Here is a 14,982-nt window from a genome sequence, read left to right as displayed (position 1 = left end):
CGAAGGGTGCCCACCTACCGAGACGAAGTGGTGATCCTGCGCACCCACAAGCTGGGGGAGGCGGATCGCATCGTCACGATGCTGTCCCGACGGCACGGCAAGGTGCGCGCGGTCGCGAAGGGCGTGCGCCGCACCTCCTCGAAGTTCGGTTCCCGGCTGGAGCCGTTCATGGTCGCGGACGTGCAGCTCTACGAAGGGCGCTCGCTCGACATCGTGCAGCAGGCCGAGTCGCTCGGCGCCTACGGCACGGACATCGCCGCGCACTACGACCGCTTCACCGCCGCGAACGCGATGGTCGAGACGGCGGATCGGCTCAGCGACGCCGAGGCCACCCCGGAGCAGTACCTCCTCCTCGTCGGCGGCCTCCGCGCCCTGTCCCGGGGGGAGCATGCCCCGCGCAGCATCCTCGATTCGTACCTGCTGCGGGTCATGTCGCTGTCCGGATGGGCGCCGTCGCTGGACGACTGCGCCCGTTGCGGGGCGCCCGGCCCCCACACGGTCTTCGTCGCGCAGCTCGGCGGGCTGGTCTGCCAGGCGGACGCCCCCGCCGGAAGTCCTCGGATCGCCGAGAAGACCCTCACGCTGCTCCGGGCACTGATCCGCGGTGACTGGGACCTCATCGACGCCGCACCGCACGCCGACACGGCTGCGGCCTCCGGCCTCGTCGCGGCCTATGCCCAGTGGCACCTGGAGCGCGGCATCCGGTCGCTCGCGCATGTCTCGTCCACCCCCGGAGAAGGAGCACGGTGAGCCCGAAGCCCTACACGCACAAGGACGCCGTGGCCTACCGGCCGCTCGACTGGACCGGTGTGTATCCGCCGGCCTTCCCCGCGGTGCCCGAACATGTCGCGATCGTCATGGACGGCAACGGCCGCTGGGCCAATCGGCGCGGTCTCAGCCGCATCGAAGGGCACAAGGCGGGGGAGGAGGTGCTGCTCGACGTCGTGGCCGGAGCGATCCAAGCGGGGGTGAAGCACCTCTCCGTGTACGCGTTCTCGACCGAGAACTGGGCACGCTCCCCGGAGGAGGTCCGCTTCCTCATGGGGTACAACCGCGATGTGCTGCACCGCCGTCGCGATCAGCTCAACGAGTGGGGCGTGCGGGTGCGGTGGGCCGGGCGGAAGCCGCGGCTCTGGGGCAGTGTCATCAAGGAGCTCCAGTACGCCGAGCAGCTGACCCGCGACAACGACGTGCTCACCCTCACCATGTGCGTGAACTACGGCGGTCGGGTGGAGCTCGTCGACGCGATGCGGGCCATCGCCGCGGACGTCGCCGCGGGCCGGGTGAAGCCGAACGCGATCAGCGAGAAGATGATCCGTCGTCACCTGTATGTGCCGGACATGCCGGACGTCGACCTGTTCTTGCGGAGCTCCGGCGAGCAGCGCACCTCCAACTTCCTGCTCTGGCAGTCGGCCTACGCGGAGATGGTGTTCCTCGACACGCTGTGGCCGGACTTCTCGCGGGAGGAGCTGTGGCGGGCGATCGGCGTCTACCTCTCGCGCGACCGGCGCTTCGGCGGTGCCGTGGACACCCCGACCTCGGCCTGAGCGCGCAACCACCGCTCCGTCTCGCGCGGGTGCGTCAGACGGACGATCACGAGGTGCGGGAAGCGCTCCTGCACCTCGGGGAAGCGCTCGGCCCATTTGTGCAGCGTGGCCTTCTGCCACGCGAGGATGTTCTCCTCCGGCGTGCCCCGGAGCATCCGCCAGATGGGCTTCTCGACGTTGCCGTTCCACAACCGGGTGCGCATGACGCTGCGCCGGAGCGTGCGCCGGAGGAGGCGCGTCCGCACGACCGGCCAGGGGTAGTCGAGCCAGACCGCGAGCTGTGCGCGAGGCGTGAGGATCGCGTCGGTGCCCTTGCTCGTGTACTGCCACTCGGTCACCCAGCGGTCCTCGGCCGCGAACGCGCGCACGTCGTCGAGGAACTCCGGACGCGGCGTCCACTCCGGACCGTGGAAGAGCGCATCGATCTCGACGTGGCGCAGATCCCACAGGGCTGCGAGCCGTCCGGCCAGCGTCGTCTTTCCCGATCCGGTCACGCCGGCGACGAGGACGCGCTGCGGGCGGAAGGGGAGGGGGTCGTCGGCGGAGAGCATCAGAGGATTCTAACGACGGAATACGTCGGGACGATCGGTGGTTGCTCCGAGTGTGACTGAACCCATCTCCATCGACATCTGGTCCGACATCGCCTGCCCCTGGTGCTACATCGGCAAGCGCAACCTCGAGAAGGGTCTCGAAGCGGTCGCCGCCGACGAGGATGCCCCGCAGGTCACCGTCACGTTCCATTCGTTCGAGCTCTCGCCGGACACGCCCGTCGACTTCCACGGCGACGAGGTCGACTTCCTCGCCGGTCACAAGGGGATGCCGCGGGAGCAGGTCGAGCAGATGCTGGCGAACGTCACGAACGTCGCCGCCGACGCCGGACTGCAGTACCGGTTCGACCTCCTGCAGCACACGAACACGGTGAAGGCGCACGAACTGCTCCACTTCGCGAAGGCGGAGGGCCGACAGCACGAGATGGAGGAGCGGCTCATGTCCGCGTACTTCACGGAGGGCAAGCACGTGGGGCGCATCGACGACCTCGTGGCGCTGGCCGCCGAGGTCGGACTCGACGCCGACCGTGCCCGCGCCGCACTCGAGAGCGAGCAGTACCTCCCCGACGTGCGGCGCGACCAGGCCCAGGCCCGCGCCTACGGGATCCAGGGTGTGCCGTTCTTCGTGGTCGACGGGCAGTACGGCATCAGCGGCGCCCAGCCGCCGGCCGCGTTCGAGAACGTGATCCGCGACCTGTGGTCGCAGCGCGCTGACGCGGTCGAGGCCTGACACCGGCCGACGGACGACGGCGGGGACCCGGGTCGGGGTCCCCGCCGTCGTCGCCGTCCGCCCTCAGAGACGCTGCTGACGCGGAGCCAGCGGCAGCGGCTCCATCGGCTGATCGTTCGCGGTGAGGTCGATGCCGAGGTCCCGGGCGTAGACGACGCGGGTCGCGATCGCGACCTCGTCGCCCGTCTCCGTCAGCTCGAAGACGCGGGCGCCGCGCAGGCGGTTCCGTTCCGCGCCGTCGAGGCCGTACGCACCGAAGCCGGTTCCGGGAGCGTAGCCGAGCAGGACGCCGTAGTAGTCGCCCATGTAATCGTTGACGTGGTCATGCCCGACGAACACGCCCTTCACGTCTCCCCGCTCGAGGATCGCGTTGAACATCCCCGAGTTGAACGGCCCGGGGCACTCATCCTCATTGCGCTCCCCGACGATGCCGTGGCGGGCCTTGCCGCGGGCGGCATCGGCTGCCGTGCGGGTGTTCACTCCGCCCCACCACATGAACCGATGCTCCCAGAGCGCGATGTGCAGGAACATGAGGCCCGGGACCTTGCGCCCCCGACGCTGTTCCAGCCGCTGGGACTGGTCGCGGTACCAGGCCACCTGGTCCATGCGCAGCCAATCCCATGCCGGGTAGCCGGCGAAGTCCTGTCCGGCGATGGCGTCCGGTGCGTAACGGCCGGAGTCCATCAGCCAGAGGGCGAACGCCTCGCGGTTCTTCTTCGCCGCGGAGCCGATCGTCACGATCGTGTTGCTCGTGCCCGTCACCCCGCGGGTGTTCTCGGCGTTGACGTTGTACTCGTAGGAGCGGTAGATCTTCAGCATCCCCGCCTCGTCGACGCCGGACTGCGGCAGCGAGTCCTCGTCGTGGTTGCCGAACGTGACGGCCCACGGGATGCGGCGGGACTCCATCGGGCTGACCACGTTGTTGATCGCCTGCTTCACCGCGAGCCTCGTCTCGCATCCGCCCGTGATGACGTCGCCGTTGATGACGACGAAGTCCGGCTTCTCCCGGTCGAGCACCTTCCCCATCAGCTCGACGGTGCGGCGGTCCGTGCGCTCGTCGTCCTGGGTGTCGTTGAACTGGACGACGCGGAACGTGCCGGCGGCGCGGAACCGCAGGGCGCGTGCGGGGCCCGCACCGGGCGCGGCCGCGACCGTGTCCGCCGTGGCGGCAGTCGTGCCGAGGGGGAGCGCGGTGCCGAGCGCGCCGAGCGCTCCCGCGGTGAGGACTGTTCGCCGGCTGAGGGGCAGTCGGTCGGGCATGCGTGGTCTCCTTCGTCTCCGGGCGCGTATCGCCGCGGCGAGACTAGGGAGGCGAAGTGTCGACGGAGGGACCGGCAGGTGAACGGTCCGGGTTCAGCGGGTGAGTGCCGCCTCGATGGCCTCGACGATCTCCGGCGCGTCGGGCTTCTGCTTCGGGCGGAACCGCAGCACGTCGCCGTCGGGCAGCACGAGGAACTTCTCGAAGTTCCACTCGACCCGCCCGGCCTTGCCGCCGGCGTCCGGAGTCTCCTTGAGCGCCTTGTATAGCTCGGCGGCGTTCTTGCCGTTGACCTTGACCTTGTCGTTCACCGGGAACGAGACGCCGTACGTGGTGGAGCAGAACTCGAGGATCTCGTCGACCGACCCGGGCTCCTGACCGAAGAACTGGTTGCACGGGAACCCGACGACGGTGAAACCGCGGTCGCCGAACCGGCGCTGCAGCTCCTCGAGCTGCTCGTACTGCGGGGTGAGGCCGCACTTGGAGGCGACGTTCACCACGAGCACCACGTCGGCGCCGAGATCGTCCAGAGTCTTCTCCTGCCCCTGGGCGTCGGTGAAGGGGATGGAACGGAGCGCGGAATCGGTCATATGCACAGCTTAGGTCGCCGCATCCCCACCGGCTCCGGGTCTGGGAGAATGGACACGTCATGACTGTCGCCACCGCCCCCGCCCGCCCCCTCCGCATCGGCCCGATCGACCTCGACGTGCCGGTCGTGCTCGCGCCCATGGCCGGCATCACGAACACGGCGTTCCGGCGTCTGTGCCGGGAGTACGGCGCCGGCCTGTACGTGAGCGAGATGATCACATCCCGCGCGCTGGTCGAGCGCAATGAGACGACCATGCGTCTGATCCGGCACCACGAGTCGGAGACGCCGCGTTCCATCCAGCTCTACGGCGTCGACCCGAAGACGATCGCGGAGGCCGTGCGCATCATCGTCGCGGAGGATCACGCCGACCACATCGACCTCAACTTCGGCTGCCCGGTGCCGAAGGTGACCCGCAAGGGCGGCGGCGCCGCCCTGCCGTGGAAGTCGAGGCTCTTCGCGGACATCGTCGATCAGGCGGTCAAGGCCGCGGGAGACATCCCCCTCACCGTCAAGATGCGCAAGGGCATCGATCGCGACCACCTCACGTTCCTCGACGCCGGCCGCGCCGCGGAGGACGCGGGGGCCGCCGCGGTCGCGCTGCACGCCCGCACCGCGAGCGAGTTCTACTCCGGCCACGCGGACTGGAGTGCGATCGGCGAGCTGAAGCAGGCCGTCACCAGCATCCCGGTGCTCGGCAACGGCGACATCTGGTCGGCCGACGACGCGGTGCGCATGATGGCGGAGACCGACTGCGACGGCGTCGTGGTCGGCCGCGGCTGTCTCGGACGCCCGTGGCTCTTCGGTCAGCTCGCCCTCGCCTTCGGGGGAGAGGGCAAGACGGTCGACGCGACGCTCGGCTTCGTCGCGGATGCCTTCCGGCGGCACGCGGAACTCCTCGTCGAGTTCTTCGAGGACGAGGATCGCGGGTGCCGCGACATCCGCAAGCACGTGTCCTGGTACTTCAAGGGCTATCCGGTGGGCGGCGACATCCGGACGGGCCTCGCGACGGCGTCGAGTCTGCAGGAGATCGACGATCTCCTGGGCCGACTGGATCGCTCGGCCCCGTACCCCGGTGCCGACGCGGAGGGCCAGCGCGGACGCGCGGGGCATCCGAAGCGGACGGCCCTCCCGGAGAAGTGGCTGGAGTCGCGCGAGCTCGCGTCGTCGGCCTCGGAGATGATGCGTGGAGCGGAGATCGAGAACAGTGGCGGATGACCCCCGGGTCGGCTCTCGCGCCGACGGCTATGACGTGCGCGACGCGGAGCGCTTCTTCGCGGAGACCCACCGTTCCGAGCGCGACGACTTCGCCCGCGACCGCGCCCGGGTGCTGCATTCCGCCGCGCTGCGGAGGCTCGCGGCCAAGACCCAGGTGCTGAGCCCGGCGAGCACGGCGGACTTCGCCCGCAACCGCCTGACCCACTCGCTCGAGGTGGCGCAGGTCGGCCGGGAGCTCGCGGCGGCGCTCGGTGTCTCGGCCGACGTCGTCGACACGGCATGTCTGAGCCACGACCTCGGCCATCCGCCCTTCGGTCACAACGGCGAGCGCGCGCTGAACGAGTGGGCCGAGGCGATCGGGGGCTTCGAGGGCAACGCCCAGTCGCTGCGCATCCTCACCCGCCTGGAGGCGAAGGTGCTCGACGCCGACGGCTCCTCGGTGGGACTGAACCTGACCCGCGCGAGCCTGGACGCGACCTGCAAGTACCCGTGGACGGTCGACAGCCCCGTGCCCGACCCCGGAGGACGGCTCAAATTCGGCGTCTACCCGGAGGACGAGGCGGTGTTCCGGTGGATGCGCGAGGGGGCGCCGGGGCGCCTGCGCTGCATCGAGGCCGAGATCATGGATCTGTCCGACGACATCGCGTATTCGGTGCACGACTTCGAGGACGCGATCGTCAACGGCTACGTCGACGTCGCCCAGCTGGCCGACCCGGCGGCGCACGAGGCGCTGCTCAGCCGGATCCAGCAGTGGGTGGGCTACGACTTCACCCGCGACGAGCTCGCCGACGCGCTCTACCGGCTCGCCTCGCAGCCGATGTGGCTCGCCTCGTTCGACCGCTCCCGGCAGGACCTCGCCCGCCTCAAGAACCTGACCAGCGATCTCATCGGCCGGTTCGCCCGTGCGGCGGTCTCCGCCACGCGTGACGCCTTCGGGGGGACCGCCCTGGTCCGCTACAACGCCCACGTCATCGTGCCGCGGGTCGTCGAGGTCGAGATCGCCGTCCTCAAGGGGATCATGGGGCAGGCGATCGTCACGATCGACGCGAGAAAGGGCGTGTACAAGGAGCAGCGCCGGGTGCTCAAGCGCCTGGCCGACGCCCTGTGGTCGACCGACACCCTCTGGTCGGCCGGGGCCGATGTGCTGGAGCCGGCATTCGCCGCCGACTTCGTCGCCGCGGAGAGCGATGCGGAGCGGGCGCGGGTCGTCGTCGATCAGATCGCGAGTCTGACGGACCAGAGCGCGATCGACTGGCACAACCGGCTGGTCGGCGAGATCGACCCCGCGGAGGTCGGCATCTGGACGCCGCGTCACGCGCGCCCCGGCGCGCGGACCCCTGTCGAGAGGCGCCCTGTCGCTGAAGGCGTGCACTGATGCCCCGCATCCGGCAGGCCGACGTCGACGAGGTCAAGGCCCGCACGAACATCGCCGACATCGTCGGGGAGCGCGTCGCCCTGAAGTCCGCGGGGGTCGGCTCGCTCAAGGGCCTGTGCCCCTTCCACGACGAGAAGAGCCCCAGCTTCCACGTGCGTCAGCAGGTCGGGTACTACCACTGCTTCGGCTGCGGGGAGTCGGGAGACGTCTACTCGTTCCTGCGGGCGATGGATCACGTGAGCTTCACGGAGGCGGTCGAGCGGCTCGCCGGGCGCATCGGCTACACCCTGCACTACGAGGACGGGGGCGCGGCGCCGGAGACGAGCGGCCGCAGCCGCCTCTATGCGGCGAACACCGCCGCCGCGGAGTTCTTCCGCTCCCAGCTGCTGTCGCCGGACGCCGAGGCCGCGCGCCGGTTCCTCGGTGAGCGCGGTTTCGACGCGGGGGCGGCGGCGCACTTCGGTGTCGGCTTCGCCCCGCGGGGCTGGGACGGCATGCTCAAGGCCCTCACCGCGCAGGGTTTCACGCGTGAGGAGCTGAGCACCGCCGGGCTCGTCTCGACCGGGCAACGCGGGGTGTACGACCGGTTCCGTGGGCGCCTGGTGTGGCCGATCCGGGATGTGTCGGGGCAGACGATCGGCTTCGGCGCCCGCAAGCTCTTCGACGACGATCAGGGCCCGAAGTACCTGAACACCCCGGAGACGCCGATCTACAAGAAGGCCCAAGTGCTCTACGGGCTCGATCTCGCCAAGCGCGACATCTCCCGCGGCGACCCTCGTCGCGTCGTCGTCGTGGAGGGGTACACCGACGTGATGGCCTGCCACCTGGCGGGCCTGACGACGGCGGTCGCGACGTGTGGCACCGCCTTCGGCGCGGAGCACATCAAGGTCCTCCGCCGGGTCATGGGCGACGACAACGCATCCGGCGAGGTCGTGTTCACCTTCGACGGCGACGAGGCGGGGCAGAAGGCCGCGCTGCGGGCGTTCACGGAGGACGACCGGTTCAACGCGCAGACGTTCGTCGCGGTCGCACCGGACGGCCTCGACCCGTGCGACCTCCGGCTGCAACGCGGGGACGCGGCGGTGCGCGGGCTGATGGACGCCAAGCAGCCGATGTTCGAGTTCGCGATCGACCGCAAGCTCGCGGGCTTCGATCTCGCCACCGTGGAGGGGCGGGTCGGCGCGTTGCGCGCCGCGGCGCCGATCGTCGCCGAGATCCGGGACCGACTGCTGCGTCCGGGCTACGAACGGGTGCTCGCCCGGCGGCTCGGCATGGATCCGACGGAGGTGCACGGGGAGGTCGAACGCGCCGCGCGCGGCGCCCAGACCACGCCGCCGACGCGTCGCGAGTCCGCCCCGCGCGTCGATCCCGCGACGGGAGCCCCGGTCGTGGCCGCCGTCACGCTGGCGAGCCTCCCGCGTTCGCCTGACGTCGCCGTGGAGCGCGATGCGCTCATGGGGGCTCTGCAGTACGGACACCAGGTCGACGCGGCGCTGCTGACGCGGGCCCTCGCCGAGCCGTTCCGCACGCCGGGACTCGATGCGGTGCGCGAGGCGGTCGCGGCCGCTCCCGACCGCAGCCGGCCCGGATGGGTGACCGACGCGGTCAACAGCGTGCGCGAGCCCTATCGGTCGCTCGCCGGTGAACTCCTGATGACGCCGTTCCCCGCGCGGGACGAGGCGGGGGCCGTGGCCTCCGCGACCGACCTCGCCCGGCGCCTCGTGCTGCGCCAGCTGGAGCACGAGAAGCAGGAGCTCCTGGGTGCCGTGCAGCGTGTCCCCGCGGATTCGGATGGCGGGCGTGCGCTGCGGGTGCGGCTGCGCGACATCGACGTGGAGCGCCAGCGGTTCTTCGCCGAGTCGTAACCGGAGCGGCGGCACGCGAGACGGCAGGATGGACACATGCCCCGGACGCCCGAATCCCCGAACGCCATCGAGTGCTCGGATCTGGTCATCGACCGGATCGGCCACGGGACGCCCAATCGCGCCGTCGACGGGGTGACCTTCTCGCTCGCGCCCGGCGGTCTGATCTGCGTCGCCGGCCCCACGGGTTCGGGCAAGTCGACGCTCGTCGCCGCTCTCGCCGGGTCGACCGACCCCTCGGTCCGGGTCGTGGGCGGCAGCGCGCAGGTGTGCGGGGTCGACATCCGTCGTCCCGGTCGCAAGCACCGGCTGCTCACGTACCGCACCGGCTTCGTGCCGCAGGGGGCGGGCGCCGATCTCCCGCCGCGACTGACGGTCAACGAGATCATCGCCGAGCCGATCCTCATCCGCGAGCGGCGCGTCAACACGCGCGCGCTGTCGATCCGGGTGGCGACGCTCCTCGACGAACTCCATCTGCCGCTCGGCACGGCGGCGAAGTTCCCGTACGAGCTCAGTGCGGGGATGCGGCAGCGGGTCGCGATCGCCCGGTCGTTCGTCCTGGAGCCCCGGGTGCTCATCGCCGACGAGATCCTCGCCAACCTCGACCTCGAGGTCCGACCCGTCGTCTTCGACGCGATCACCCGACGCCGCAAGGAGGAGGGCATGGCGGCTCTCCTCGTCACCAACGACGCCGACTTCATCCGCGAGCTCAACGCGGAGACCCTCATGCTCCGCGGGGGGCATGTGGTGGCGCGCGGGGTGGGCAAGGACCTGCTCTGGGTGCCCAACGCGGAGTCCGATTCCCGCCGCTGAACGCGACACGCCCGACGGCCGCGAAAGGCGCCCCGGTGTCACGAGCACGCTCCGGAGTTTGCTAAGCTGGACGAGTTGCCCGCACAGCGGTGCACATTCCTCGGTAGCTCAATTGGCAGAGCAGCCGGCTGTTAACCGGCAGGTTCTTGGTTCGAGTCCAAGCCGGGGAGCCAATGAGAGAAGCCCCCTCCTCGGAGGGGGCTTCTCTCATGTCCGGGGCTTGTTTCCGGCGGTGCCCGGGACGCGAAGAGCCCCTCCGGACGGAGGGGCTCTTCGTACGGGTGGGGGCGATCAGCCGACGCCCTCCATGGCGCTCGTCTCGGTGTTGCCGATCCGGGCGATGACGTCCGGGCGGCGGCGGGCGAGCCACGCGTACCGGGTCAGGGCGAGGGCGACGGCCGCGAGGAACACGTAGGGGATCACGTTGTACGGGAAGGCCGGGACCGGCCAGACGTTCGCGAAGAAGACGTACGCCATCGTGACGACGGCCACCGTCGCGCACACCTTCACGAGTCCGTTCCGCATCTTCGCCCGCTGCGTGTAGACGACACAGGCGATGGCGACGAGGGCGTACGCGACCATGTAGCCGTAGGTGCCCCAGGTGTTGACCCAGACGAGGATGTCACCGGTCGCGGCGCCGGCGAGCAGCAGCACGATGTCGACCGTGACCGCCGCGGCCCCGGCGATGATGAGCACGCGATGCGGGGTGAGGTGCTGCTCGTGCGTCCGGCCGAACCGCTCCGCGACCACGCCCTCCTTGCCCATCACGTAGACGATGCGTCCGATCACGTTCAGCGGGGCGACGACGACCGCGAAGAACGAGGCCGAGACCCCGAACGTCAGGACGGCGGCGAACCAGCCCGGCATCCCGATGAGGGCGGACATGCTCTCCAGCGGGCTCGCGGCGGTGGCGAGGTCGTCACCGAGCACGGCGATCTGCGTGTAGGCGGCGAACACGTAGAGGACGCCGACACCGAGGGCGCTGCACATGATGGCGCGGGGGATCGCCTTGTAGGGCTCCTTCGCCTCACGCCCCAGGGCATCCGCCGACGAGAAGCCGACGAAGCCGAGGATGCCGAGCACCATGCCGGACGCGACCCCCTGGAACGAGGAGCCGGTGGCGAGCACCTGCGCGGGATCCCAGGCGGCCGGCCCGGCCCACGCGAGGGCGGCGATCAGCAGCACGAGGATGATGCCGACGGAGATGAGCTCAAGCACGAGCGATACCCGCGCGGACAGGCGGATGCCGCGGATCGTGAACAGCGTGGCGAGGCCGCCGAGCACGATGGCGAGGCCGATGTCCCAGCCGAGGCCCTGGGCCGGAAGGCCGAGCATGCTCAGGAACTGCGCCATGTAGCTGACCGAGCCGCTGAGGGAGGCCGCGGCGATTCCGAAGCAGCCGATGAGCAGGGTCACGCCGGCGAGGAAGGCGCCGAACGGGCCGAGGCCTTTCGACACGTACGTGTAGAGCGACCCCGCGGATGCGTGTTTGCGGGCGAACACCACCACGCAGTAGCCGACGCACAGGATCACGATCGTGGCGAGGGCGAAGGCGTAGATGGTGCCGTTGCCGGCGCCGAGGAAGATGGCCGCCGCGGTGAAGGCGATGACGGCGCTGGGGGCGATGTTGGCGATGGCCTGGGCGGCGAGCTCCGGCCCGCTCATGACGCCGGTGCGGAGACCGGCGTCCTTCGGGGCGCCAGGCGGGGCGACGACGGTGTCTGACATGGTTCTCCTGGATTCGGGTTTCAGGGGGGGGGGCGACCGCGGACGGCGGTCAGGGGATGAGGAGGGTGCGGAGGGCGGAGCCGGCCTCGAGGTCGTCAAGGGCCGCGGCGGCCTCGGCGAGCGGGCGGCGCCCGGAGATCAGCGGGTCGATCTTCAGCTGGCCGTCCATGTAGCGGTCCACCAGGGCGGGCACGTCGATCGACGGCCGCACCGAGCCGTAGTTGGAGCCGAGGATGCGCTGGTCGGCCTCGGCGAGGACGAGGGGCTCGAACGAGGCGCGTGCTCCGGTCGGCGGGAGTCCGACGATGACGGCGGCGCCGCCCAGACCGAGCATCTGGATGGACTGCTCGGTGGTGCTGGTCCGGCCGATCGCGTCGAAGGCGTAGTCGACGCCGTCGGGGATGAGTTCCCGGAGCTGGGCGACGGCGTCGCCCTGCGAGGCGTCGATGCGGTCGGTCGCGCCGAACTGCAGGGCCATCTGCGTCTTCTCGGGACGCACGTCGATCGCGACGATGCGCTCGGCACCGGCGAGGCGGGCGCCCTGGACGACGTTCAGCCCGACGCCGCCGCAGCCGATCACGGCGACGGTCGACCCCGGCTCGACGGCGGCGGTGTTCAGGACGGCGCCGACACCGGTCGCGACGGCGCAGCCGACCACGGCGATGACGTCGAGCGGCGCGTCATCGCGCACCTTGACCGCGCCGGAGGCCGGGACGACGACCTCTTCCGCGAACGACGAGACGCCGAGGTAGTGGTGCAGCTGCTCGCCGTCGCGGCTCAGACGCGACGTCCCGTCGAAGAGCACGCCGAGGGGAGCGACGACGGTCGCGACCTTCTGGCACCGGGCCTCGTGTCCGGCTCGGCAGTACCGGCACTCGCCGCACGGGGGCACCCAGCTCAGGACGACGTGGTCGCCCACGGCCAGCGTGGTGACGCCCTCGCCGAGCTCGGTGACGACGCCCGAACCCTCGTGGCCCATGACCAGGGGAGCGGCGGCATCCCACTCGCCGCGCTTGACGTGGAGGTCGGAGTGGCACACGCCGGCCGCGGCGATGCGCACGCGGACCTCTCCGGCGCGGGGCGGGGCGAGGTCGACGTCGACGAACTCGATGGGCGACTGCGGGTCGCGGAAGACAACAGCTTTCATGACATCCTTCGGGAAGTGGGGATGCGGACGATGCTAGGAGAGAGCGGAACCCCTCGGCATCCGACAGATGTGTGAATAGGTAACGGCGCGTTCGACAACTTGTATGATCAGGGGGTGGCTCGTGATGTCGCCTCCGTGGCCCGCTCCCTCCGCGCCGCGCTGCTGCCCGGCGCCGTTCCCGACGGACGCCCCGTGAACGCGGTCCTCGACTTCGCGTCCTTCGGCCCGCCCGTGGACGCGCTCCATGCGACCCTCGTCATCGCCGAGGAGCATGCGATCGTCGACGCCGATCACGACCGTCTCGGTGCCCTGCGGGAGGCCGTGGTGGTCACCAGCGCCGACGGTCCGCGCCTTCGCAGCGTCCTGCAGGCCGCCGGTATCACCGCGATGGTCGGAGCGCCGACGGCACCGTCGCTCCTCGGGCCGACCCTGACCTCCCTTCTCGCCGTCGACCAGGCCGCCGAGGCGCGGGCCATCACCTCGGCCATGCGCGTGCTGACGCTCGCCGCGCGCCGCAGCGGCATCACCGGCGTCATCGCGGAGCTGGCGCATCGCATCGACGGATGGGCCGTCCTGCTGGATCGCCACGGCGAGGTGATCACCACGGCCGGCGCCGGAAGCCTGCACATCGACGATGCCATCGCCGTCGCCGTCGGACGCCCCGTGCGCGTGCGGCATCGTGCCCTGCAGGTGCATCCGGTCGGACCGGGCCAGGACATCAGTGCGCAGCTGGTGACCGCGCCGCGCAACGACAGCTCGGGACGCGGGCGGGAGCTCAGCTCCCAGGCCGCGGCGCTGCTCGACCTCCTGATGCGGACGCGGGACAGCAGCCACCTGGAGCGCCTGGGCCGTTCGATGATGTTCGAGACCGTGCGCCACGGCGGTGACGAGGCGACCCGCCTGCTCCGGCGCTGGGGCGTGCACGAGCGCGTGCTGAGGGGCTTCGCGTTGGCGTCGCGCACCAGCGGCGTCGACGTCGAGCATCTCCTGGCGCTCTGGCTCGACGAGCTCGGCGCCGAGCACGTCTTCACCTCGCAGCGCGGCGTGGTCCACGGCGTGGTGCGCGAGGACCATGCAGAAGAGATCGCGCACCGGGCCAGGGCGTTCGCCTCGACGCTCTATCTCGGGCTCGGTCGTCCGGCGGGCACCGACGTGCTCGCGCGCAGCATCGATGAGGCGCGGCACGCGTGCGAGGCCGCGCGCACCGGGGGCGAACGCGTCGTCCGGTATGAGGCCATCCCGACGGTGTCGTTCGTGCTCGGCGCTCTCGACGCCGACCAGACCGGTCGGCTGGCCCGCCTCCTCGACCCGTTGCGCGGTGCGGAGCGGTCGGCCGAACTCCTCGACACGCTCCGGGTCTTCCTCGCGTCCCACGGCGCGTGGAGCGAGAGCGCGGCCCGCCTGCGGATCCACCGTCAGACGCTGACGGCCCGTATCCGGCGGATCGAGGATCTCCTCGGGCTGTCGCTCTCCGATCCGGACGACCGCGTCGCCGCCTGGCTCGCATTGCGCGCCGCCGACGGGTGACGACCGGGAGGGGGAACGACGAAGGGCCCCGCCTCGTGGCGGAGCCCTTCGCAGTGACGCGGTCGGATCAGCGCGCAGCGCCCTTCAGCGACCCCTCGACCTGGCCGGCCGGGTCGACGATGATGCACTGGATCACGCGGTCGTTGGCCTGCTCCCACGAGTCCTTGCTCGGCGTCAGGGTGGTGACGTCGAGAGCGGACTCCTGGTAGCTGACGCCGACGAACGAGGTGTAGGCGTCGCCGATGCAGCCCTCGGACGCGGCGCTGATGGCGTCCTCGGAGTACTCGCCGTCCTCCATCTTGATCTCGTAGAAGACCTCTTCGTCGTGCGGCTCGGCGCACGGCACGACGTTCGCGTCGGTGAGCATCCCGGAGCCGGTCTCGAGCATGCAGTCGCCGAGCTTGACCGAGAAGACGTCGATGTTGGCGCTCTCGGTGACCTGGCCGGTCTTCTCGTCGCGGGTGGCGTCGGCGCTTCCTCCGCCGAGGATGCTGTTGATCGCGCTGCAGCCGGTGAGGGCGAGCGAGACGGCGACGGCCGAACCGGTGAGCACGAGTGCGCGACGGGTGCGCGACTTCATCATGGAATACCCCTTCAAAGCGAGTCACGGGGCATGCTGAATATCCCCGCCGCGAACACGCTA

The 14,982-nt window shown here is 70.7% G+C and carries 14 protein-coding genes and 1 tRNA gene; 9 read left to right on the top strand and 6 right to left on the bottom strand.

The features are described from left to right. Positions 1 to 6: 6 nt before the first annotated feature. Both recO and KAF39_RS13330 read left to right on the top strand, forming a co-directional pair. The gene (gene recO, locus KAF39_RS13335) at positions 7 to 750 is read left to right on the top strand and encodes a DNA repair protein RecO (RefSeq protein WP_210677678.1); all 744 of its coding nucleotides are present in this window, start codon (positions 7 to 9) and stop codon (positions 748 to 750) included. Then, complete coding sequence (locus KAF39_RS13330; protein ID WP_210677677.1) at positions 747 to 1,547, top strand: isoprenyl transferase; 801 nt, start codon at positions 747 to 749, stop codon at positions 1,545 to 1,547. Before recO ends, KAF39_RS13330 begins: the two co-directional genes overlap by 4 nt. Here the strand turns inward: KAF39_RS13330 and KAF39_RS13325 are convergent. Beyond that, positions 1,490 to 2,098: an AAA family ATPase gene (locus KAF39_RS13325; RefSeq protein ID WP_210677676.1), complete on the bottom strand. Its 609-nt coding sequence runs from the start codon at positions 2,096 to 2,098 to the stop codon at positions 1,490 to 1,492. The genes KAF39_RS13330 and KAF39_RS13325 overlap by 58 nt on opposite strands. A 52-nt stretch (positions 2,099 to 2,150) precedes the next feature. Between KAF39_RS13325 and KAF39_RS13320 the strand changes: the two genes are divergently transcribed. Continuing rightward, positions 2,151 to 2,825 carry a DsbA family protein gene (locus KAF39_RS13320; protein ID WP_210677675.1) on the top strand — a complete coding sequence of 225 codons (675 nt, stop codon included), beginning with the start codon at positions 2,151 to 2,153 and terminating at the stop codon, positions 2,823 to 2,825. A gap of 63 nt (positions 2,826 to 2,888) precedes the next feature. Here the strand turns inward: KAF39_RS13320 and KAF39_RS13315 are convergent, their stop codons facing one another. After that, positions 2,889 to 4,085, bottom strand: coding sequence for a metallophosphoesterase family protein (locus KAF39_RS13315; protein ID WP_210677674.1), 1,197 nt, complete (start codon positions 4,083 to 4,085; stop codon positions 2,889 to 2,891). Positions 4,086 to 4,178: 93 nt separating this feature from the next. Beyond that, positions 4,179 to 4,673, bottom strand: coding sequence for a glutathione peroxidase (locus KAF39_RS13310; protein WP_101845385.1), 495 nt, complete (start codon positions 4,671 to 4,673; stop codon positions 4,179 to 4,181). Positions 4,674 to 4,732: 59 nt separating this feature from the next. Here KAF39_RS13310 and dusB point away from each other — a divergent pair, with 59 nt between their 5' ends. From dusB to KAF39_RS13285, 5 genes are all read left to right on the top strand, one after another. Next, positions 4,733 to 5,887 (top strand): tRNA dihydrouridine synthase DusB, encoded by a 1,155-nt coding sequence (gene dusB, locus KAF39_RS13305; RefSeq protein ID WP_210677673.1) that lies wholly within the window; start codon positions 4,733 to 4,735, stop codon positions 5,885 to 5,887. Continuing rightward, the gene (locus KAF39_RS13300) at positions 5,877 to 7,262 is read left to right on the top strand and encodes a deoxyguanosinetriphosphate triphosphohydrolase (protein ID WP_210677672.1); all 1,386 of its coding nucleotides are present in this window, start codon (positions 5,877 to 5,879) and stop codon (positions 7,260 to 7,262) included. The genes dusB and KAF39_RS13300 overlap by 11 nt, the downstream gene beginning before the upstream one ends. After that, positions 7,262 to 9,127, top strand: a complete 1,866-nt coding sequence (dnaG, locus tag KAF39_RS13295; RefSeq protein ID WP_210677671.1) for a DNA primase — start codon at positions 7,262 to 7,264, stop codon at positions 9,125 to 9,127. The genes KAF39_RS13300 and dnaG overlap by 1 nt, the downstream gene beginning before the upstream one ends. Positions 9,128 to 9,163: 36 nt before the next feature. Next, the gene (locus KAF39_RS13290; RefSeq protein WP_210677670.1) at positions 9,164 to 9,937 is read left to right on the top strand and encodes an ATP-binding cassette domain-containing protein; all 774 of its coding nucleotides are present in this window, start codon (positions 9,164 to 9,166) and stop codon (positions 9,935 to 9,937) included. A gap of 97 nt (positions 9,938 to 10,034) precedes the next feature. After that, positions 10,035 to 10,110, top strand: a tRNA-Asn gene (locus KAF39_RS13285). A gap of 118 nt (positions 10,111 to 10,228) precedes the next feature. Here KAF39_RS13285 and KAF39_RS13280 read toward each other — a convergent pair. Next, positions 10,229 to 11,665, bottom strand: a complete 1,437-nt coding sequence (locus tag KAF39_RS13280) for an APC family permease (protein WP_210677669.1) — start codon at positions 11,663 to 11,665, stop codon at positions 10,229 to 10,231. 49 nt (positions 11,666 to 11,714) lie between these two features. Continuing rightward, on the bottom strand, positions 11,715 to 12,812 hold the full coding sequence (locus KAF39_RS13275) for an alcohol dehydrogenase catalytic domain-containing protein (RefSeq protein WP_210677668.1): 1,098 nt from the start codon (positions 12,810 to 12,812) through the stop codon (positions 11,715 to 11,717). Between the two features lie 114 nt (positions 12,813 to 12,926). Here KAF39_RS13275 and KAF39_RS13270 point away from each other — a divergent pair, with 114 nt between their 5' ends. Next, complete coding sequence (locus tag KAF39_RS13270) at positions 12,927 to 14,339, top strand: PucR family transcriptional regulator (RefSeq protein ID WP_210677667.1); 1,413 nt, start codon at positions 12,927 to 12,929, stop codon at positions 14,337 to 14,339. A gap of 67 nt (positions 14,340 to 14,406) precedes the next feature. Here KAF39_RS13270 and KAF39_RS13265 read toward each other — a convergent pair whose 3' ends face one another. Beyond that, complete coding sequence (locus KAF39_RS13265) at positions 14,407 to 14,922, bottom strand: septum formation family protein (protein WP_210677666.1); 516 nt, start codon at positions 14,920 to 14,922, stop codon at positions 14,407 to 14,409. Between the last annotated feature and the right edge of the window lie 60 nt (positions 14,923 to 14,982).

The sequence above is a fragment of the Microbacterium sp. BLY genome (genome assembly GCF_017939615.1).
In the GTDB taxonomy this organism is placed as follows: domain Bacteria; phylum Actinomycetota; class Actinomycetes; order Actinomycetales; family Microbacteriaceae; genus Microbacterium.
This window is presented reverse-complemented; position numbering and strand designations above follow the sequence as displayed.